The sequence below is a fragment of the Streptomyces changchenzhani genome, assembly GCF_039766235.1.
In the GTDB taxonomy this organism is placed as follows: Bacteria; Actinomycetota; Actinomycetes; order Streptomycetales; family Streptomycetaceae; genus Streptomyces.
In genome coordinates, this window is sequence record NZ_JBDHNH010000005.1 from 120698 (window position 1) to 141035 (window position 20338).

At 67.7% G+C, this 20338-nt stretch carries 19 protein-coding genes and 1 pseudogene; 15 read left to right on the forward strand and 5 right to left on the reverse strand.

The window, feature by feature from the left end; translation table 11 throughout:
* Positions 1-19 precede the first annotated feature (19 nt).
* The 9 genes from ABCR94_RS17550 (at position 20) to ABCR94_RS17590 (ending at position 7026) form a co-directional block, all read left to right on the forward strand.
* The gene (locus ABCR94_RS17550) at positions 20-1840 is read left to right on the forward strand and encodes a hypothetical protein (RefSeq protein WP_347120255.1); all 1821 of its coding nucleotides are present in this window, start codon (positions 20-22) and stop codon (positions 1838-1840) included.
* 134 nt (positions 1841-1974) lie between these two features.
* Positions 1975-2706, forward strand: a complete 732-nt coding sequence (locus ABCR94_RS17555) for a DUF317 domain-containing protein (RefSeq protein WP_347120256.1) — start codon at positions 1975-1977, stop codon at positions 2704-2706.
* Between the two features lie 74 nt (positions 2707-2780).
* Positions 2781-3164, forward strand: a complete 384-nt coding sequence (locus ABCR94_RS17560; protein ID WP_347120257.1) for a hypothetical protein — start codon at positions 2781-2783, stop codon at positions 3162-3164.
* 73 nt (positions 3165-3237) lie between these two features.
* Entirely contained in the window at positions 3238-3714 is a 477-nt protein-coding gene (locus ABCR94_RS17565; RefSeq protein ID WP_347120258.1) for a hypothetical protein, read from the forward strand.
* Positions 3715-3779: 65 nt separating this feature from the next.
* A complete protein-coding gene (locus ABCR94_RS17570; RefSeq protein WP_347120259.1) occupies positions 3780-4211 on the forward strand; it encodes a hypothetical protein in 432 nt (143 codons plus the stop codon).
* A gap of 242 nt (positions 4212-4453) precedes the next feature.
* Entirely contained in the window at positions 4454-4759 is a 306-nt protein-coding gene (locus ABCR94_RS17575) for a hypothetical protein (protein WP_347120260.1), read from the forward strand.
* Positions 4756-4929: a hypothetical protein gene (locus tag ABCR94_RS17580; RefSeq protein WP_347120261.1), complete on the forward strand. Its 174-nt coding sequence runs from the start codon at positions 4756-4758 to the stop codon at positions 4927-4929. Before ABCR94_RS17575 ends, ABCR94_RS17580 begins: the two co-directional genes overlap by 4 nt.
* Positions 4930-5017: 88 nt before the next feature.
* Complete coding sequence (locus tag ABCR94_RS17585) at positions 5018-6151, forward strand: IS630 family transposase (protein WP_347120262.1); 1134 nt, start codon at positions 5018-5020, stop codon at positions 6149-6151.
* A 518-nt stretch (positions 6152-6669) separates the two neighbouring features.
* A complete protein-coding gene (locus ABCR94_RS17590; protein ID WP_347120263.1) occupies positions 6670-7026 on the forward strand; it encodes an SH3 domain-containing protein in 357 nt (118 codons plus the stop codon).
* Between the two features lie 52 nt (positions 7027-7078).
* Here ABCR94_RS17590 and ABCR94_RS17595 read toward each other — a convergent pair whose 3' ends face one another.
* Positions 7079-7507, reverse strand: coding sequence for a hypothetical protein (locus tag ABCR94_RS17595; RefSeq protein ID WP_347120264.1), 429 nt, complete (start codon positions 7505-7507; stop codon positions 7079-7081).
* Here ABCR94_RS17595 and ABCR94_RS17600 point away from each other — a divergent pair.
* Both ABCR94_RS17600 and ABCR94_RS17605 read left to right on the forward strand, forming a co-directional pair.
* Entirely contained in the window at positions 7506-7757 is a 252-nt protein-coding gene (locus ABCR94_RS17600; RefSeq protein WP_521977199.1) for a transposase, read from the forward strand. The two genes, ABCR94_RS17595 and ABCR94_RS17600, sit on opposite strands and share 2 nt — an antisense overlap.
* Positions 7758-7840: 83 nt before the next feature.
* Positions 7841-8110 carry a hypothetical protein gene (locus ABCR94_RS17605; protein ID WP_347120265.1) on the forward strand — a complete coding sequence of 90 codons (270 nt, stop codon included), beginning with the start codon at positions 7841-7843 and terminating at the stop codon, positions 8108-8110.
* A 36-nt stretch (positions 8111-8146) separates the two neighbouring features.
* On the opposite strand, the gene ABCR94_RS17610 is transcribed toward ABCR94_RS17605, so the two are convergent.
* The 3 genes from ABCR94_RS17610 to ABCR94_RS17620 all read right to left on the reverse strand — a co-directional run bounded on the left by ABCR94_RS17610 (position 8147) and on the right by ABCR94_RS17620 (position 10842).
* Positions 8147-9384, reverse strand: a protein-coding gene (locus ABCR94_RS17610; RefSeq protein WP_347117015.1) for an IS3 family transposase whose coding sequence is annotated in 2 segments (ribosomal slippage) — positions 8147-9111 and positions 9111-9384 — 1239 coding nt in all. Because the reading frame shifts where the segments join, the coding sequence is not laid out codon by codon here.
* Positions 9385-9595: 211 nt separating this feature from the next.
* Complete coding sequence (locus ABCR94_RS17615; protein WP_347119122.1) at positions 9596-10516, reverse strand: IS3 family transposase; 921 nt, start codon at positions 10514-10516, stop codon at positions 9596-9598.
* Positions 10513-10842 carry a transposase gene (locus tag ABCR94_RS17620; RefSeq protein WP_347116874.1) on the reverse strand — a complete coding sequence of 110 codons (330 nt, stop codon included), beginning with the start codon at positions 10840-10842 and terminating at the stop codon, positions 10513-10515. The genes ABCR94_RS17615 and ABCR94_RS17620 overlap by 4 nt, the downstream gene beginning before the upstream one ends.
* 99 nt (positions 10843-10941) lie before the next feature.
* Here ABCR94_RS17620 and ABCR94_RS17625 point away from each other — a divergent pair, with 99 nt between their 5' ends.
* A complete protein-coding gene (locus ABCR94_RS17625; protein WP_347120266.1) occupies positions 10942-12948 on the forward strand; it encodes a glycosyltransferase in 2007 nt (668 codons plus the stop codon).
* 150 nt (positions 12949-13098) lie between these two features.
* A pseudogene (locus tag ABCR94_RS17630) lies at positions 13099-13748 on the forward strand (IS701 family transposase); the annotation flags it as partial.
* Between the two features lie 46 nt (positions 13749-13794).
* Here the strand turns inward: ABCR94_RS17630 and ABCR94_RS17635 are convergent.
* On the reverse strand, positions 13795-14694 hold the full coding sequence (locus tag ABCR94_RS17635; protein WP_347120267.1) for an alpha/beta fold hydrolase: 900 nt from the start codon (positions 14692-14694) through the stop codon (positions 13795-13797).
* Positions 14695-15063: 369 nt separating this feature from the next.
* Here ABCR94_RS17635 and ABCR94_RS17640 point away from each other — a divergent pair, with 369 nt between their 5' ends.
* Both ABCR94_RS17640 and ABCR94_RS17645 read left to right on the forward strand, forming a co-directional pair.
* Positions 15064-16575 carry an integrin alpha gene (locus tag ABCR94_RS17640; RefSeq protein ID WP_347120268.1) on the forward strand — a complete coding sequence of 504 codons (1512 nt, stop codon included), beginning with the start codon at positions 15064-15066 and terminating at the stop codon, positions 16573-16575.
* A 32-nt stretch (positions 16576-16607) separates the two neighbouring features.
* The gene (locus ABCR94_RS17645) at positions 16608-20315 is read left to right on the forward strand and encodes a LamG-like jellyroll fold domain-containing protein (RefSeq protein ID WP_347120269.1); all 3708 of its coding nucleotides are present in this window, start codon (positions 16608-16610) and stop codon (positions 20313-20315) included.
* Positions 20316-20338: the final 23 nt, after the last annotated feature.

Sequence of the window (20338 nt, forward strand, 5' to 3'; positions counted from 1 at the left end):
GTGAAGGGACTGGTCCGTCATGCCCGCATACGCCCCCGCCCACACCCCGCACGCCCCGCCCCCGCTGACCGCCACCGAGCTGGACCTCGCCCGGTGGGCGGACGACGGCGGCCCCGCCTACCTCCCCGTACGGACTCCGGTATCCGAGCACTGGATGCGGATCGGTGCCGCCCTGGGTGACCGGCTGCCGGACCTGGCCGCCCGCAACGATGTGGTGGTCACCTGCGAGGAGGTGACCCGGTCGGGGGCCCCGGCCGCGTTCTTCCCCGCCAGTGCCGAACTCGAAATGGACCGGGGCCTGTTCGGCCGGTTGCGCCCGGCCACCATCCGCCCGGAACATCCCGGGGACGAGGACCGCTACCCGGTGGCCTTCGGCGCCCTGATCCACGAGGCCGCGCACGCCGCGCACTCGAAATGGGAGACCCCGCCCCCGGTGCGGGGCACCGCCCAAGGTCAGGCGGCCGAACTCCTGGAGGAATCCCGTGCCGAGCGCGCGCACCTGGGCCGCCGCCCGCAGGACCGCCCCTATCTGCGCGCGGCCATTCACCGGGTGGTGATGGGCGACCTGGCCGAGCCCCTGGGCGGGGACCGGTGGGGGGCCGGGGTGGCGGCCGGACTGATCCTGGCCCGCCGGGACACCGGAGTCCTGGATGCGGACGAGACTGAAGTCCTCGAGCAGAAGCTGCTGCCGATCCTTGGCACCGACACCCTGACCGCCCTCGCCCACATCTGGGCCGCCGCGCACACCACGGGGGATGCCGACCAGCAGGCCATGCTCGGTCACGCCGACGCCTGGTGCCAGGTCCTGGGTGCCGACCCGGCCGGGCCGCCGCCGGACAGTCCGGGTGCGGGGGTTGGCCTGGGTGAGGTGATCGGGCGGATCGTCGGCGAGGTGGCCGTGCAGGAGGCGGATGACGCCGCCACCCGGGCCCGCACCCGGGCCGTTCGCGAGGAGCGTGCCCGCACCCAGGTGGCGCAGGCGGCTCGGCAACGGGCAGCGGCCACCACGGCGGAGCAGGTGTTCGCCCCCGGGGCGGGCGGGATTAACCCGCACCCGGACGGACGGGGCCGGGCGGGGGAGTGTGCGGTGACCGGCACCCGCCCGCCCACCCCGCAGGAGAAGGCGGCGGCGGGGCAGTTGGCGCGGGGGCTGCGGGCCGCCGCCTACCGTGAGCGCACCCCCACCGTGACCATGTCGGCGGCCCCGCCGGGCCGGTTGAACATGCGCCAGGCCCTCGCGAGGGACGCCCAGCAGGCGGCCGGGGCGACGCCGACCGCGACCCCCTGGGTGCGCACCACCCACCGCCCGAACCCCACCCCGCCGCTCAGGGTCGGGATCGCCTGCGACGTGTCGCTGTCCATGGGGGCGGCGGCAAGCCCGGTGGCCTCGGCCGCCTGGATTCTCGCCAAAGCGACCGCGCTCACCGACCCCGACTCCCGCTCCGCGACGATCGCCTACAGCGTGACCCTGAGTGCGATCACTGCCCCCGGCCGCACCCCCGCGAAGGTCACCGAGTTCGCCGCCACCGGGCGCGGACACAACCTCGCCGACACCCTCGACGCCCTGGACGCCGGACTCGGCCTGTCCCGCCCCGGCACGGGCCGCCTGCTGGTCATCGCTTCCGACGGCTACTACCGGGGACACGAAAAGGCCCAGGCAGCACCCCGCCTGACCGCATTGATGCGTGCCGGGTGCGCGGTGCTGTGGCTCGCCTTCGCCCCCGACCCCCGCCCCTTCCCCGGTACCACCCTCGTGCAACTGACCGACCCCGCCCAGGCGGTGGCCGCGATCAGCAAGGCCGCCACCACCGCGCTGGCCCGCGCCGCGACCGGCCCCTGACCGCGCCCGGCCGCCCCGGCACCCGGGGGCGGTCCCCGCCCCCGGCCCGCACCCGCCCGGCCGGGGCCCGGGCCGGTGGCACAACCCCGCCCTTGAAACCTCCTTAACCCGTGACAGTCCCAAGGGAGTTCAGCATGGCCGACCACACCCGACCGCCTTATCTGATCGTCCCCGTCTTCCTGGCGGGCCCTGACCCGCACGCGACCCCCACCGTGGCTGATGTCCTGGCCACTGCCGGGTGGCAGCCGGTCGTCGAGTTCGACTCCGGGCGCAGGCTGCCCCTGTGGCGTCACCCGGACGGGCGTCGCACCGCCCGCCAGGTGCCTTGCCCGCAGCAGTACGCCCACCTGCCCGTGAGTGATCGCATCCGGTGGGAGTTCGCCGCCCGCACCGCCCCGGGTCAACAGCCCTTGTGGCAGGCCTGGTTCGCTCCCACCACCCCACCCGAACTCACCGCCGCGTTCGCCGCCGCCCTCACCGACCCCGTGGGGGACGGCAGCCCGCAGGGCCCCCAGCCGCCCGGGGCACCCGCCGACGCCGAGACCCTCCGCCCGCTGGCCGAGGCCGGATGGACCTGGCAGGAGGAGCGGGGCGAACACGTCTGGTACAGCCCCGGCCAACTCGCCTTCCTCGCCACCGCCGTCCCCGCCGACCCGAACACCCCCGGCGACGAGGACCGCCACTGGGTCGTCGCCGCCCACCACACCACCGGACGCACCCTCCTCTGGCACGCCCTGGGCACCTCCACCACCCCCTCCCACCTGATCACCGCCCTGTGCCGGGCGCTCACCGACCCCACCCCGGTACCCCGCCACAGCCCGCCCCCTCCCGGCCACGGAGCCCGCACCGTCCCCCACCCCCGCTGACCTGCCCATACCTCATACCCCGTGCCACCCCACCCGGGGCAGAGCACCCCACACTCGAAGAAGCGAGGACTGCCATGACACACGCCACCGCCCCCTACGCTCCCGACGCCCACCTCGGCACCCGCCTGGCCCGCGAACTCCTGGGCGTCCCCGACCCGTACACCCACCTCACGACCGCCCGGCTCTGGGGCGGGGACCGGATGGGCAAGCTGACCGGCCTGGTCCTGGAACTGATCAACGAGGTCGACGCCCTCGACCAGGACGCCGAGACGGCCCACCGCACCCTGGCGGCCACGGTGACGGCCGGACGCCGTCACACCGACGGCCCGTACGCCGACGCCGTCTCCGCCCGCACCCACGCCCTGCGCCTGGAAGAGGCCTGCGCCGCCCGCGACCGCACCGCCACCTTCCTGCGCCGCCTCATCATCAGCTACCGCACCGCCGCCACCCCCGCCTGAGCCACACCCCCGGTGCCGCCCCGCCCCGGGGCGGCACCCCACCCCCGCACCACACGAAAGGGACCGATCTGTCATGACGAGTCTTGCCGAACGCGCCCACGCCGCCGCCGTGTTCATCACCCACACCGCCGCCGTCAGCCCGCACGGCCCTTACCGGGGCGAGGAACAGGCCCGCACCGCGATCCGGCTGTCCGCCGCCCTCGGCCTGGGCCTCGACCACATCACCACGACCTCCGACCGCCTTCGCCGCCGCACCACCCCCGGGGAGCCGGTCCTGGCCACCGCCACCTGCCCCGACACGAACGAGAAATTCGTGTTCCTCGCGCGGAGCCCGCTCTACGACGACGAGGCCTTCGAACTCCTCGGCCCCTGCCCCGAATGCGCCGCCCCGGTCCCGCTCGCCGAAATCCGCCACCTCGGCGACCTCGGCACCCACCTCGCCCGCGCCCCGTACCGCCCCGAGGACGTCTCACGCGCCGCCGGGCTGCCAGACACCTTCTGGCGCGACTCCGGCCACACCACCGCCTGCCGCTACGGCGAGAACCTCTGACACCCCGCCCACCCAGGCCCGGAATACGCCCCGCCCCACGCCGCCTCGCACAGAACGGACCCATCATGACGAACCCGCCCAGCCGCGTACGCGGCACTCTCAAACTCACCCCGCCCACCCCCAGGACACCGCCTGCCGCTCGCACGGCAGGCCCCGGCGAGAGCGTCCTGCGCAAGGCCCTCGGTGACGACGGCTATGCCCTCCTGCGTACCGGCCGTCACCAGTTCCCGCAAACCCCGGTCACCCTCCTCGCCGACCTCGTGTGGAGCACCGCCCGCGAAGCCGATCGCCTCCACCAGCAGTTCGATCAGGCCTCCCGTCAAGCCCGCGCCCGCCTCGACCGCGCACTCGACGACGGCCACCCCCACGTGCAGGGCGTCCTGGCCACCTTCGGCCAGCACGCCGACCTCCTCACCGCCCGCACCGCCCAGCAACTCACCCAACTCGGCGCAGTACTCGACACCTACCGCCGCGCCACCACCGCCTCGCACGCTTGATCCCCACAGCCCCGGGGGCGCCGTGCCCGCTCGGCACCCCGGCCCACCCGAAGGAGTCCTCGCATGCCCGTCCTCGACCACCGCTACCGCGGCCTCGTCCACACCACTCTGACCGCCGCCCGCCACACCACCTGGAACTGCACACCGGGCCCGAACAGCCCACCATCTTCGCCACCCTGTTGTACGGAGCAGCCTCCACCGCAGTCCGGAACTCCGGCTGGGGCCGGCCCTCTGGTACGGGCTTGCTGTGGGCCGAGGCCGCCTTCCACCTCGCGCAGGCCGCCGGATGGACCCCCTCCGGCCTTACCGACCCCGCCCTCCCGATCCTCCTGGATCGTCTCGACCAACGCCCCCACGTGGCCCGCCTGCGACTCCTCGACACGGCCGCCGCCCGCACCGGACCCACCGTCCTCCCCCTCCCCGCACCCGCCCCGGCCACGGAATACCAGGCCGCCGCCCGCCGCGCGGCGGGCAGTTGCGGGTGCGCGTGCACGGCGGGCGGGTTCTGTGGCGGCTGCGGCCACGCCGGCTGCGGCCGACGCCGATGACCCCCACCACCCCGGCCCCGCACCACACACCCGAAGGGGACCGCCCCATGCCCAACGCCGCCTACCTCGCCGACGTCGACCGTCTGGTCACCGAAACCTGGAACCAGCCCCTCGACCGCCTCCGCGCCAGCACCGCCCCCGATCCCGTCCTCACCGGCGTATTGCGCTAGTGCCGGATCAGGCAACGTTTGCCCTGTCGTGATGTGACGCGCCGTCTGGGTGCTGTGCCGGGCGGCGCGTGGCAGCCACCCTGTCCGGGTGGCGATACGAGTGCGGGTCCGTGAGATCGACGACGACGAGGGGTGGCGGCTACTGCGGATCATCCGTAGGGGCACCGGGTCGGTGGTGACCTGGCGGCGGGCCCAGATGGTGCTGCTGTCCGCGCAGGGCATGCCGGTGACAAGGATTGCCGAGGTGTCGTTCACCAGCGACGACCGTGTCAGAGACGTGCTCCACAACTTCAACACCGACGGCTTCGACTCGCTGTATCCGAAGTACTCCGGCGGTCGGCCCAAGACCTTCACGCTGCCTGAACGCCGCGAGATCAAGAAGACCGCCAAATCCAGGCCCACCGAGCACGACCTGCCGTTCTCGACCTGGAGCCTGACCAAACTGGCGGACTTCCTGGTTGCCGAGGGGGTGGTCGACGACATCAGCCACGAGGGCCTGCGCATCCTGCTCCGCGAGGAAGGCGTCTCCTTTCAACGGCTGAAGACCTGGAAAACCTCCCGCGATCCGGACTACGCGGCCAAGAAGGCCCGCGTCGAACACCTCTACGCAATCGCCGACGGCGAGGTCATGGCCGAGGACGGCGAACCCGAAGTCATCTTCTGTATGGACGAGTTCGGCCCCCTCAACCTGATGCCCCACCCGGGCCGGCAGTGGGCGGAGCGCGGAGGCAAGCACAAGGACCCCGACCGCGAGCCCCGCCGACGGCGCCGGGCAACCTACAACCGCTACGGCGGAGTGCGACACCTGTTCGCCGCCCTCGACCTGGCCAAGGACAAGCTCTACGGCCACATCAAGCCGGTCAAGAGACGAACGCAGTTCCTGGGGTTCTGCCGCTACCTCCGCAGCCTCTACCCGCCCGAGGTCCGCATCGCGATCGTCAGTGACAACTTCTCTCCGCACCTGACCACGAAGAGATGCCAGCGCGTCGGAACCTGGGCCGCAGCCAACAACGTCGAGATGGCCCACACCCCGACCAACAGCTCCTGGCTCAACCGCATCGAGGCCCAGTTCACCGCCCTGCGCTATTTCACACTCGACGGCACCGACCACGCCGACCACAAAGAGCAAGGCAGCATGATCCGCCGCTACATCATCTGGCGAAACCGCCATGCCGACGACCAGCGCCTACGTGCCGTCGTCGACAGGGCAAACGTTGCCTGATCCGGCACTAGCGACAGGCCGTCGCCAATATCACCAGCGCCCTCGCCAACCAGCAGACGGGCCTGCACCGCCTCACCGAACCCGACCTCAACCTCAACCTCAACCTCGACAACGACGGACTGCGCCGGCTGAGCCGCCTCACCGAACAACTGCGCGTCGCCCACGGCAAGGCCACCGCCTACCAGAACGCCATCGCGACCCTCCTCAACGCCTTCCCCGAGGGCTACCTCGCCGAACTCCACCTCCTGCGCACCCACCACCTCACCAATTCCCCGGCAACTGCCCCGCCGCCGGGCCCCAACCGCTGCCCCCACCCTCACCCGCTGTGTCCCGCCGGTCGCCAGGACCGGCGGGACGCAGCCGCTCCACACCCCGGTGGGCCTGGTGACCGGTGACGGGGCGGTGTTGTCACCCGGGCAGCCGGTATTCCCTCCAAGGTGTGGATCTTCAACCCGTTTGTTCGTGCGCGTCGTTGGACCGGGCACTACCCGCCCTTGATCAGCTCTCTGGAGTGCCGCATGTCATCCACCGCCGCCCGACTGGCCGCCGCCACGCTCGCCGCCGCCCTGCTGTTCGCCGCCGGAACAGCCGTCGCAGCCCCCGCCCCCGCCCAGACCCCGGACGGCGTGCACACAGTGCGCGGCGGGGACCCGTACTGCCACATCACCGGCTCCTCCGCCCTCGTCCGCGCGAAGCCGAACGCGAAGTCCGCCGCCCTGGGCGTGGTCTACCGGGGCGCGAAGTGCACCGGCTACGAATACGACCGCACCGTGAACTGGATGAAGGTCAAGATGAACAAGACCGGCCTGACGGGGTGGGTCCACCACACCCTGGTGAGCACCGCCCGCGAGGAGCTCTCGCCAACTAGCCCCTGAACGGACGGTATTGTCCTGTGCATGCCATCATGCAACTGGGATCGTGACGGGTTCAGTCGGGCACCACCTTCCTCAAGAGGTCCACTCCGTGGGTGAAGGAACGTAAGCGCCCGTGATCGCAGGTGAGGGGCAGGCAATCCTCCTGGACGATTTCATGCGCTACCTGCATCAGCGGCGGATCGAGGGCTGCCACAGCATTCCCCAGCTCCACCTCGAACTGCGCGAGCAGGGCTTCAGCGGCGACGTCCAGTGCGTCCGGCGCTACTTCCGCCCGTTCAAGCAGCCCCACAGCACCCTTCTCAAGGACCCACCAGGAGCGCCATCCGACCCGCGGCCGCCACCGCAGCCCCGCCGTGTCGTCCGCTGGATCATGACGAACCCCGAGCACCTCCCCGAGACCGACATGGCCGAGCTCAAAGAGATTCGGGCCGTCTGCCCTGCACTTGACGCCGGCGCACGGCACGTCCGCAGCTTCACCCATGATGCGCAACCTGCAGAGCGACCAGTTGCCCACCTGGATGGACCAGGTCCTCGATGATGACCTGCCCGCCCTGCACTCGCTGGTCAACGGCCTGCGCCGCGACATCGACGCCGTGACCGCGGCGTTTTCCACCTCCTGGAGCTCAGGCCAGGTCGAGGGCCACGTGGCACGCGTCAAGCTCTTCACGCGCATGGGATTCGGCCGGGCCAACCTCGTCCTCCTCCGCAGACGCGTACTCCACAGTCCCTGATCTTGCTGCCGTCACAAAATCAGCGGCAGAGCTGAAAATCGCGATCGTCGACATGTGCGAAGCCACCGCACATCGTCTTGGTCTTGGACGCCCGTGACGGCGCGATACACACGCACACCGCACTGGCCGCCCACCACCCGGCAGCCGGTCGGATCACCCTCCACCCGAGTCCGGGCACCACCAGCGACATTGCCCTCGCCCACGATCTCCTCGCCGCCTTGGGCAGGCCGCCTGTGCTTGCCGGCTGTTTCCCCTCCGGTCGGCAGCCCGCCTGGGAAGCGGCCGCTGCCTGGATCCACGTCATGCCCGCCGTCTGGCTCGCCGTTCTGCGTGCCTGTCGACACTCCCTGTAGTTACGACATTGAACCGTTCCGGATTCGGTAGAGACTCTAGATTGTGGCTGTGACCTGCAGATTTGTCTGATGTTGGTAGTGGACGGCTTCGTATTCGGCTGGCGGGACGTGGCCTATCTCACCGTGGAGTCGGCGGTGGTTGTACCAGTCGACCCATTCGGCGGTGGCCAACTCGACGTCGCTGAGGGCCTTCCAGGGCCGCTGGGGCTTGATGAGTTCGGTTTTGTACAGCCCGATGGTCGATTCCATCAGCGCGTTGTCGAGGGCGTCGCCGACGGTGCCGATGGAGGCCGCGATCTGTTCGGACGCCAGGTGAGCGGCGAGACGGAAGCTGGTGTACTGCGAACCGGCGTCAGAGTGATGGATCAACTCCCGTGCAATGACTGGGGTGTTCGCGCGGTCGCGCTGCCACAGGCCCATTTCGAGTGCGGACAGCACGAGCGGTGTCTGCTTGTTCGTCGCGGCGGACCAGCCGATGATCCGGCGGGAGAAGGTGTCGACGACGAAGGCGACGTAGACGGTGCCGGACCAGGTGGCCACGTAGGTGAAGTCTGCGACCCAGACCCGGTTCGGGGCGCTGGCCACAAACTGCCGGCCCAGCCGGTCCGGGGCCCGCTCTGCTTCCTTGTCCGCCTTGGTGGTGACGATCTTCTTCCCGCGCACCGCTCCCGTGATGCCTTCGGCCTTCATCAGGCGCTCGACGGTGCACCGGGCCACCTGATGACCTTGCCGTTTCAGTTCGGCCCAGATCTTGCGGGCTCCGTAGACGCTGTAGTTGTCCCGGAAGATCTCCACGATCAGGAGTGCCAGTTCCGCGTCCCGCATGGCACGGGCCGACGGTGGGCGCTTCTTGTGGGCGTAGTAGGTGGACGGGTGGATGCTGCAGTCGTGCTCGGTGAGCGTCCTGCAGATCGGCTCGACTCCGCCGAAGCGGTCCCGGTGCTCGTCGATGAACGCTACGAGCGTGTGTGTGGCCGGTCGAGCTCGGCCGCGAAGAAACTTGCCGCAGCCTTGAGGATCTCGTTCGCCCGCTTCAGCTCGGCGACCTCCCTCTTCAGGGCCTTGAGCTGGGCGGATTCCTCGGTTGTGGTCCCGGTCCGGGCACCGGCGTCGACTTCTGCCTGCCGCACCCAGTTCCGCAAGGACTCCGGCCCGATGTCGAGCTTCGCTCCGATCGAGCGGATCGCCGCGGACTCGGTCTTGTACTGATCACGAGTCTCCAGGACCAGACGCACGGCCCGCTCCTTGAGCTCCTTCGGATATTGCTTCGCCATAACGCACTCGATCCTTCCAAAAGATCGAGCCTCGATCAAACCCGGAACGGTTCACATCAAGGTGCCTCTGAAGTGCAGTGCTTTGTCGTGCATGTAGCTGTTTGTTTTTTCTTGATGGTCGACGCCACCTCAAGAGCACGTAAAATTCGAATACTCAGATGCGGTCGGAATGTGGGTCGCTGAGGTTCCCCCGGTGTGCGGGAGGTGCTGATCAGCTGGTCAGGATGGGTTGACGTGGTTTCAGGTTCGCTTGTTCGGTCGTCGCCTGGTTGGCGTAGTGCTTCTCCTCGAACTCGATGGGACTGAGGTAGCCGAGGCGTTTCTGGATGCGTCGGCTGTTGTAGAAGCCGTCGATGTACTCGAACAGCGCGAGGTTGGCCTCGGCCCGGGTGACGAAGACGCGTCCGCGCACGCACTCGGTCTTGATCAGCATCCACAGATTCTCCGCGAGGGCGTTGTCGTAGCTGTCGCCCACGGACCCCATCGACCCCTCAATACCCGCACGTACCAGCCGTGTTGTGAGCTTGATGGACGTGTATTGACAGCCGTGGTCGGCGTGATGGATCAAGGTGCCGGGCACGGGCTCGCGGCTGGCCAGGGCGTACTCGAGGCAGGACAGGACCAGGTCGGCGTCCGCGCGGGCGGAGGTCTCCCAGGCCACCACCCGGCGGGAGAAGGCGTCGCGGATCGCGGAGAGCCACAGCGGTCCCTCACCCGTGGGGATCATGGTGAGGTCGGTGACCCACAGCCGGTTCGGCACGGGAGCGGTGAAGTCCCGCTGCACCAGGTCCGGGGCGAGCGTGGCCGTCGGGTCGCGGCGGGTGAAGCCCTTGCCCGTGCGGCGTGGGCTGAGGCCCGCCAGATCGGCCTCGCGCATCAATCGCTCGACCCGCTTGCGGCCGATGGCCACGCCCTCGCGCTTGAGCACGGCATGCACGCGGGGCGAGCCGTAGATCCCGCCGGAGTCGGCATGGATCTCCTCGATCTTGGTCGTCAACTCCGCGTCACGGCGGCGGCGTTCACACGGCTCCTTCTCCTGCCGGCGCCAGCGGTAGTAGGTGGACGAGGGGACGTGCAGTTCCCGGAGTACGGGCTCGACACCGAGGTCACTGCGTTCGCTGAGGAACGTCAGTACCTGCGCCGGGTCGTGTCGAGTTCCTGGGCGAAAAAAGCCGAGGCCGTGCGCAGGATCTCGTTCGCCCGGCGCAGTTCCTTCACCTCCCGCCGCAGCTGGCCCAGCTCGTCCTTCTCCTCGGTGGTCAGCCGGTCGTCGCGCTCGCCGCGGTCGGCCTCGGCCTGGCGGATCCAGCCGCGCAGTGCCTCCGGGTGGACCCCCAGCTCAATGGCCAGGCGCTTGATCTGGGGCTTCGGCTCGGCGGTGCGATACATCCGCACCGCACGCTCACGCAACTCCAGCGGATATTTCCTCGGAGCGGCCATGGTCAGAGTTCCTCTCATGAGAACCATCTGACCCGCTGTCATCGCCCTCCGCATCTCGGGGGAACCTCACGCTGCCGCCTGGCCCGCCTTTGGCGTCGGCCAATCGAGGAAATGGCCATGGGCATACCTGACATCACTGTGATTATCGGGGCATACAACGCCATGCCTTACCTGACGAAAACAATGACGTCTGTCGTCGAGCAGTCCCTCGGACGCGACCGGCTTCAGGTCGTCGTCGTTGACGATGGCTCGACCGACGCTACGGGCGACGAATTGAACCGTTTCGCTGCTCTTTACCCTGAACTGCTGACTGTGATCCACCAGGATAACTCCGGCGGCCCCGCCAAGCCCCGCAACGTCGGCCTGGACCATGCGCAGGGCCGTTTTGTGTTCTTCCTGGACGCGGACGACTACCTCGGTCCCGAGGCGCTGGAGCGGATGCTCGCCGCAGCTGAAAAGAACCACACCGATGTAGTGCTGGGCAAGATGGTCGGCGTCAATGGACGCTCCGCGCCGGCCTCGATGTTCGTTCGCAATCAGCCGCGTACCGACGTCTTCTCCTCACGCGTCTACTGGGCGCTCAACCCGCTCAAGCTCATCCGCCGCGAACTCATCGAGAGACACAGTCTGCGCTTTCCCACCGGCTATCAGGTATGCGAGGACCAGGAGTTCACCGCACTGGCCTACCTGCACGCCGACGGCATCTCGGTCGTCGCCGACTACGAGTGCCTTTACATCGTCCGCCGTGACGACGGCAACAACATCACCTCCACCACCCGCGGCGCGGGACAGCGCATCCAGGTACTGCGCCTCATGGTGGACCTGGTCGAGGAACACACCGCCCCAGGACCTGAGCGAGACACGCTCATGCACCGCCACATCTCCATCGACATGACCGATGCGCTGCATCACTTCCCGCATGAGACGGACCGGATGCTGTTGGAGAAGCAATTCAGAGAGCTGCAGGAGCTCGTCGAGGGTGTGTGCACTGACACGCTCCTGAAGCGGCTCGGCGCGGTCAACCGGCTGCGCTGTGAACTGATCCGCCGCGGCCTGCTGGATGAGCTCATTGAGCTGGAGAGATCCGAGGCCGTCCGTTCCGAACAGCCCTGCATCGAACTCGTTGTGGAAGGCGGACGCGCCTTCTCCAAGCTGCCGTACTTCCGCGACCAGGACTACAACATCCCCGACGACTTCTACGACGTAACCCGAGAACTGCAGGCACGTCACAGCCTGGACGCCGTACGTCTGGACGAAGGCCGTCTCATGCTTGCGGGCCACGCCTACCTGCGCCACCTGGCCACACCGCGGAGCAGTGCCACGCTGCTCCTGCGCGAACGGGACAGCAAGACGGAACACCGCTTTCCCATGGCCACCGCTGCCACCCCAGGTCTAGGAAGCGATGAGGACGGCGAGTCGTGCACCTATGGCAACGCTGGTTTCCACGTCACCGTCGACCTCACCAAAGCGCATGAGGACAGCAGACTGCCCAACGGACTCTGGGATCTATTCGTCGTCATCGACCACGACGGTCTGACCAAAGAGATCCGGTTCGGCAACAAGCGTCTTGCGGAAATTCCCAGCAAGCCCAGGACGTACGTCGTGGAGGACGACTCAGCCTCCGTCACCCCTGCGACGCTGTACTACACCTACCCCTACAACAACCTGACCCTCGACCTGGGAGAGAACAAGCACCGCATCGACGGCAAGATTCGAGTCGACCGGATCAGTTCCACCGACGGACCTGTCGCCCTGGCCATCGGCGGAACCCACTCCCTGGCCCAGTTGCCTGCCGGCCACCTCCAGGCCTGCCTGATCGACGCACAGGGCAACGGCAGCTCGGTACCAGCCACCGCACCCAAGGACAACCACTTTGAGATCAACCTCCCGCTCGTGCGCCTGGCTGCCGGTATGTACTCCGTGAGTCTGCGTTTGGGCGGGGACGGCACTCCGGGGTGGAACATCCCGCTGGCCATCGAGCCCACGGTCAGCACCCTGCGCTGGACCCGCTTTGGGCTGCCCTGGTACGCCAAGATCCAACAGACTGCCGGAGGGCTCCACGTGCACGTGGAGCGTGTCAGCTTCACAAAAACGGTGACCCGTCACCTCAAGGGCCGCAGTTGATCACCGTCTCACCTGACCGATCTCGGGCCCCTCCCTACAGGAGGGGCCAGCAAGGTCACCTGAGCGTGGACGGCCGCTGTCCTTGAGCGTCACCCCAGGCCAGGGTGCGGACGGACTGCTGCCAGTTCAAACCGGTTCTGGAGAAGATCCGCGTCCGCAGACTTGGCCCAGACTGAATCGTTCCGGCTCGCTCTGGAAGAACGCGGTCTCGACTACGTCTTGGGCATCTCGGCCGCGACCACCGCCCAGCCCGAGGACACAACGCCGTGCACCCCGGCCTCCCCCGCCCGGGGCAGACCTCCGATTCCTGTCTACCCCGAGCTGGCCCAGAGGGTGAAGAGCCTGGTCATCGCGGCCGGCAAATCTTCCGCGCGGCCGGTGCAGAGGAGGGAGGGATCACGGCCGGGCAGTGGCCGCAGCGGGCACAAGCGCATGTACTCGCGCTTCGTGGCCCTTCGGATCCGCCCCGCCGGACGTGAGATCCGCAAGTCCACAGCCGCCACCGGGCTTCCGGTCCGCTGGCTGCTGGCCGAATGGCCCGCCGACCAGGACGAACCCGTGCAGTTCTGGCTCTCCAACCTGCCCGCAACCACCCCGTCGCCCGTCCTCGTGCGCACCACAAAGCTCCGCTGGCGCATCGAGAACGACTACCGCGAGTAAAACAGGCCCTGGGCCTGGCCCACTTCGAGGGCCGAACCTGGCCAGGCTGGCACCGCCACGTCACCCTCGCCTCGGTCGCCCACGCCTTCTGCACCCTGCAGCGACTGAACCGATTCCCCAAAGAGACGGCGTCAGCCTGAGCCTCTACCGAGTCGTCCGCGAGCTGCAGACACTCCTCGTGATCTTCTAGGCGTTGTCGACGCGCGCCGCAATCCACTTCAGCACTTTGGCCAGCATTCCGGGTTCGTCGAGGAGGGCGCCGCCGTGTGCGGCGCCGGGGACGGTCTCGACGGTGACGCCACTGGCAGGCATGTCCTGGTCGACCTCCTCGGCCTTTTCAAGGTCGGTGGAGTGGATGACCGGTATGAAGTCATCTTGTGAGTGGATCAGGTACATGGGCGCGTCGTTCGCACCGGAGGCGCGGTTCTTGGCGACCGTGTCCTTCCACGTGTCCCAGCAACTGGCGTGCAGGGAAGTGTCGGTGTCTGCCGGGTCGGGGAAACAGCGGGCCAGGACGGTGGCGTTGTCGCGAACCTTGCGTTCTTGAAAGGTGCTGGTCTCGTGGTTTCCGTCGTTCCAGGCGCGGTATGGAGAGGCGACGGGGGAGAGGCCGACGACTCCCTTAACGGTGGTGGCGCCTGATCCGTAGGTGGCTATGGCGGTGGCAATCTGCCCGCCGGCTGAGGAGCCGAGGACGACAATCCGCTCGGGGTCGAGGTTGAACCTGGCGGCGTTGTCTCTGATCCATGTGAGCGCTGCCAGTGCGTCGTTGCGTTGAGCAGGCCACTGGGCGTCGAAGTTGAGCCGGTAGTCGGCGGAGAAGGTGGCGTAGCCGGCGTCGGCGAAGAAGCGCGATTTGGTAGCCCAGCTTGCGTCTTCGTACCAGTAGCCCCCGTGCAGGATGACGACGCCGGGCTGGGGCGTGCTGGAAGGGTTCCAGTAGGCGTCGAGCTGTTGACGGGTGTGCGAGCCGTATTTGTAGGTGGCTTCGCTGCGCCCGGCGGCCTGAGTGCTTGGTGTGTCGACCATGAGGAGCGCGGCGACCAACGCAATGCAAAACGTGAGAGGGATGAGGATGCGCCGCACTGATGCCTGCCTTGTAGAGCTGTGCAGGCGCCACTGCTCGCCGCACCGACTGAGGGCGGGCGGGCAGAAGTTGGGATGGACTCGAACGCCTGCTTGTTCGAGCGAACGAACTATAGCCGGACAGGTGGTGGCATAGCCCGGGTCGAGGGTGCTTTTAGGTGTTTGTGGTCTTGATTCAATCGATATGGGTGTCTTAGTAGGGCCGTCGTGATTCAGTCAGTTTTGTAGCTCTGTTTGGGAGTTGGGTTTGACATAGAAGTTGATATTGGTCATAACTTAGCCGCCGCTTAACTCGGTCGCGGGTTGATAAATGCGCGCAAAATGGATATTTGGGGTGGGGTTGTGCGAATACGCGCAAGCGTGATCGGGGTGGCGGTGCTGTCGGCAGCGGCTGTGTCCGTGGGGGTGATACCGCTCGGGGTGTCCCCTGCTTCGGCTGCTACCTGCACGGCAGGCACGGAGTTCGATTTCAACGGCGACGGTATTCGTGACACGGCCGTCGCCGATCCGCTCGCCACTGTGAACGGTGCTGAGCGAGCCGGCCTGGTGCGGGTGGTCCTGGGCGGGGCCAAGGGTGTTACGGAAATCTCGCAGGCGACTCCGGGCATGGGCGCTGTCGCCGAGGCCGGTGATCATTTTGGTTTCTCGATGGCTACGTATGACGCAGACGCCGACGGATGCACCGACCTGGTCGTTGGGGCGCCGTATGAGGATGTCTCGAAAGATGGCGTTGTTCTGGACGACGCCGGTGCCGTGTATGTCATCCACGGCACAGTCAACGGCATCGGCGCAGGGTCCACCGTCCGTGGATACTCCCAAGAACAGTTCGACGCGAGCACGGTCAACGAGGCCTACGACTGGTTCGGTTACGCGCTGGCGGCCGGCAAGACGTCATCCGGCAAGCCGTTCCTCGCGATAGGCGTACCCGGAGAGAACGTTGGTGATGTGACCGATGCTGGCGGCATCCATTACGCACAGGGAACGGCCAAGACCACGGTCACCCAGAACAGTTCGGGCGTCCCGGGCGTAGCCGAGTCCCACGACCGGTTCGGTTACGCCCTGGCGGCGACGCCGCGCTACTTCGCCGTAGGGGTACCGGGCGAGGCGATCGGCGACAACACCTTCGCGGGCGGAGTGGGCGTTTTCAACCACACTCTCGCGGATGGTGTGCCCACGGTGCTGGCAGGCCTTGACCAGGACGCGGCCGGAGTCGGCGGTGTCGCCGAACATGGTGACGGCTTCGGCACAGCGATCGCCCTGCTGCCCTACCGGCCTTCGGGGGCGTCTGCGGAGAGCGACGCGCTGCTGGCCGTGGGCACGCCGAACGAGGACGTTGGTGCCATCGCGGATGCGGGCACGGTACAGATCCTTCAGATACCGTCCTCTGGCACCTACACCAAAGTCAACGAATTCATGCACAGCACAGCAGATGTCGAGGGCGTAGCGAAGGCCGGAGATTTCCTCGGCCAGCGCGTAGCGCTCGCGAACACGAGTCCCGGCGCCGTGGGTTCTGCCGCGAACTTGAAGCTCGCAGTCTCGGTGCCTGGCCACGACGCCACCGGTGTGACGGAGGCTGGCGCCGTGCATGTATTTCCCGCGCTTGGTGCGCCTGGGACGGGTGACAAACTCCTGACCCGCGGCAGCGGCATCCTTCCTGGCAGCGCAGGTGTCCGTGACTTCACCGGTATGGGCCTGTCTGCCTCGTCCACCCACTTGTACGTGGGTGTGCCGTACAGCAAGTCCACGGGCGAGGCCAAGGGTGGCGTCCACGTGGTGCCGTGGTCGACGGTCGGCGGCGGCACCGCTGCGGTCAAGACCCTCAAGCCCGGCGCGGACGGCATACCGGATGACGGTCAGGCCTTCGGCTCGGTAATCCAGTGAGCCGTACAGGACGAAACTTCGAGGGTGGGGCAATGAACATCACCACGGACCGACGACGAAGACATCGGTCCATAGCAGTGACCGGCGTACTGATGGCTGGGCTGACCGCCGCGCTGGTCGGTCTTCCATCCGGAGCCTCGGGCATCGTGCCGGACGCGGCGGCTGCGGCCCCCACCACCACGAAGAGCGCGCAAGGCGAGCAGGCAGCGCAAAACGCAGCAGCCAAGTCCGGCGCTCCGGTGGAGGTATTGGCTCTCCGGGATGAGCGGACAGAAACGTTCGCCAACCCTGATGGAACCTTCACCGCCAAGGAGTACGTCCAGCCGGTCCGCACCCGCAAGAACGGCAAGTGGGCCGACCTGGACACGACGCTGGCCAAGCAGATCAACGGGAGCTACGCGCCCGTCGCTGCCACCACCGGCATGGCCTTCTCAGGCGGCGGGAGCAAAATCTTCGCCACCATCGAGAGGGCAGGCAAGACGATATCTCTCGCCTGGCCGCACAAACTCCCGGTCCCCACGGTTGAGGGCAGCACCGCGACCTACGCCAACGTCTTGCCTGAAGTGGACCTCGTAGTGCGAGCCGAGAACGACGGCTTCTCGCACCTGCTCGTGGTGAAATCCGCCGAGGCTGCGGCCAATCCTGAACTGGCAAGCATCGAGCTGCCGGTCGAAACACAGGGTGTGGAGCTCAACAAGAGAGAAGACGGCGGCCTGGTCGCTGAGGACACGAATACGGGCGGTGAGGTCTTCGAGGCGCCGCAGCCCATGATGTGGGACTCCAGTCACGACACTTCCCCGGCCACGGCGCCGCAGGCGCCGCCAACACGGCCCACACCCCACGCGCCGTCAGCAAAGAGGGCCTCGCTCGTCACCGCAAAGACTGACTCGCCTTCCGCAGCTCTCTCCGACACGGCCGACCCACAGGGCGGCCCGGCGGAAGGAGCGCAGGTAGCCGACGTCGGACTGGCCATGAGCTCCGACACCATGGTGCTCACCCCTGACTCCTCGCTGCTCAAGAGCGCCGACACTGTCTACCCGGTCTATATCGACCCGGTGACCAAGACGTCGACCCGCACGGGCTGGACGATGATCTCCTCGCACTACCCGAGTGCGGAGTTCTGGAAGTTCTCCGAGCACGAGGGGCTGGGGCGCTGCCCCTCGGATGTCTCCTACCAGTGCGCGAGCACCGACGACAGGAAGCGGCATTTCTTCGCGATCCCGACCGGCTCGTACGAGGGCAAGACCATCCTTGAGGCCGAGTTCGCCGTCACGATGGTGCACACCTACGACACGTCCGGCAAATCCGTCGAGCTGGGCCGAGTCAACAGCACCAGTGGCAGCGCCATCAGCTCCGGCACCAACTGGAGCAACCAGCCCTCCTTGAAGGAGACCATCGCCTCGCAGTCGCCGACGAACCCCGCCGGTTCGTGTACGTCGACCAACCAGAACGTGCGGTTCAACGTCAAGAGCACGGTACAAAAGGCGGCAGACAGCGGTTGGGACACCACCACGTTCCGCCTCAAGGCCGGCTCCGAGGACAACTACGCCTACTGGAAGCGTTTTTGCGGCAATGCGCACCTGGAGGTGAAGTACAACCGCGCCCCGTACCAGCCCAAGATGTCCGAGCTGTCGATGAACTATGGCGGCTCCTGTGAATACGGCGCGGCCGATGAGCACTATGCCGACCAGGTCCCCACGCTGAGGGCCGTCATCCGCGACCCCGACCACAACGACGCCGGCGGCAACACGGAGAAGCTGCGCGCCAAATTCAAGATCTACTGGACATCCGGTGGCACGACGAAGACCTACTTGCCGGTCGCCGAAGCGAAACAGACCCACAACGTGCCCCGCAACGACGACGTGGGCTATGCGACCTTCTCCTACAAGGTGGGCAGCGACGTACCGGGCGACGGCGTGGGCGCCTTCTCGATCCCGCAGAACGCAGTCATCGGCTGGGAAGTCCAGGGGCTGGACGACGCCTCGGCCGGTCCGTGGAGCAGCGCCGGTGACGCGGCCACGCGCTGTCAGTTCATCTACGACTCGACCAAGCCCAAAGCACCCGTCGTCACCTCAAGCGGCTATCCGGACGACGATGTGTGGCACGACGGTGTGGGGGACTACGGCAGTTTCGTCATGGACTCCCCATCCACCGATGTGACCCAATATCGCTACCGGTTCACCGGCCAGCCCGGTTGGAAGACGGTACCGGCGCAGTCGACGGGCGGCCCGGCGACCATTCGTTTCATGCCCGACCGCGAAGGCCCCTTCACTCTTGAGGCCAAAGCCGTCGATGGGGCCGGGCACACCCAGGAGACAGCGGTGGGGCACACCTTCCTGGTGAATGACGGACGCGCGCCCAAGGCGGCCTGGTCACTGGGCGACCCCGCAGGATCTGCCCAGGCGGCGGGCTCGGCCGGTGCACCGGCGGCACGCGCCGGATCCGGTGTGAGGTTCGGCGTGCCGGTCCCGGGACGGGCCAACGAGACGTCCGTCTTGCTGGACGGGACCAAGGACGCGTACCTGGACGCGGGTAAGCCTGCCGTCGACACGTCGAAGTCCTTTTCTGTCTCGGCGTGGGTGTCCCTCTCGGAGCTACCCGATACTCCGATGGCGGTGGTCAGCCAGGACGGTACCGCCGAACCTGGCTTCACTCTTGGCTACGACGGCGAATCGCGTATGTGGTCCTTCCGGGCGCCCGCGAGTGAAATCGAGTCGTTGGGTTCGTGGAAGGTGGCGGGCGCGAAGGCCCAGAAGAACATCCCCACGCATCTCATCGGTGTCTATGACGCCGAGCACGGTCAGATGAGGATGTACGTCAACGGCTACCTCATCAAGAACGACATTGTGGCCCGCGGTACGGCGTGGAACGCCGGCGGCGCTCTGCAGATCGGGCGCGCCCTGGCCCTGGACGACTACCGCTACCCCTTCAAGGGGCAGATCGCCGATGTGGAGGTATACGACCGGGTTATCACCGAAAGCGAGGGCCGCTTCGTCGGCGGAATCCCGCCGCACCAGCTCGCCTACTGGCCTCTGGACGATGCCGTGGCGGGCAGCACACCGGAAGTTGCCGGAGGAACCGCTCTTGGCCTGGCCGGTAGTAGTTCCATTTACCAGCCGGACGAGTCGTGCGACCCGAACGTCGATCCGGAGTGCCCGCCGGTCGCCGAGCCGCTGTGGGGAGACGGGCATCTGGCACTGAACGGCAGCACCGACTACGCCTCGCGCGGCAGCGGGCTGCTGCCTGCGGAGGGAAGCTTCACGCTCACGGCGCGCGCGAGGCTGGCGTCGCCCACCGCGACGAAGGACCAGACCGTACTGTCTTTGCCCAGTACGACCAGAACCGCCGTCGTGGTTCGCTATTCCAAGACGGCTGACCGCTGGCAGCTCGCCGTGACCGACAAGGATGCCGCGGGGGCGGTGGCCACCACGGTCAGCGACACCGCCGCGCTCCCTGCCGACAGCGGCGACGGCGACCATCTCGCGCTGGTCTACGACGCCCTGTTCGGAGAGGCACGGCTGTACGTGAACGGCCAGTTCGCGGGGGCGCAGACCGCTTGGCGCAATACGTGGGACTTCTCCAAGACGAGCGTGCAGATCGGACGCAACCTCGCCGGTGCCACCGGCGGTGAGTACTTCTCCGGAGCACTGGACGAGGCGCGCGTCTACCAGGGCGCGCTGGACTCCAGCACGGTTGCGACCGTAGCGGGGCTGGGCGCCGGCTCAAGCCTGACGGAGTAGCACTCGACCCCAACCGGGGTGGG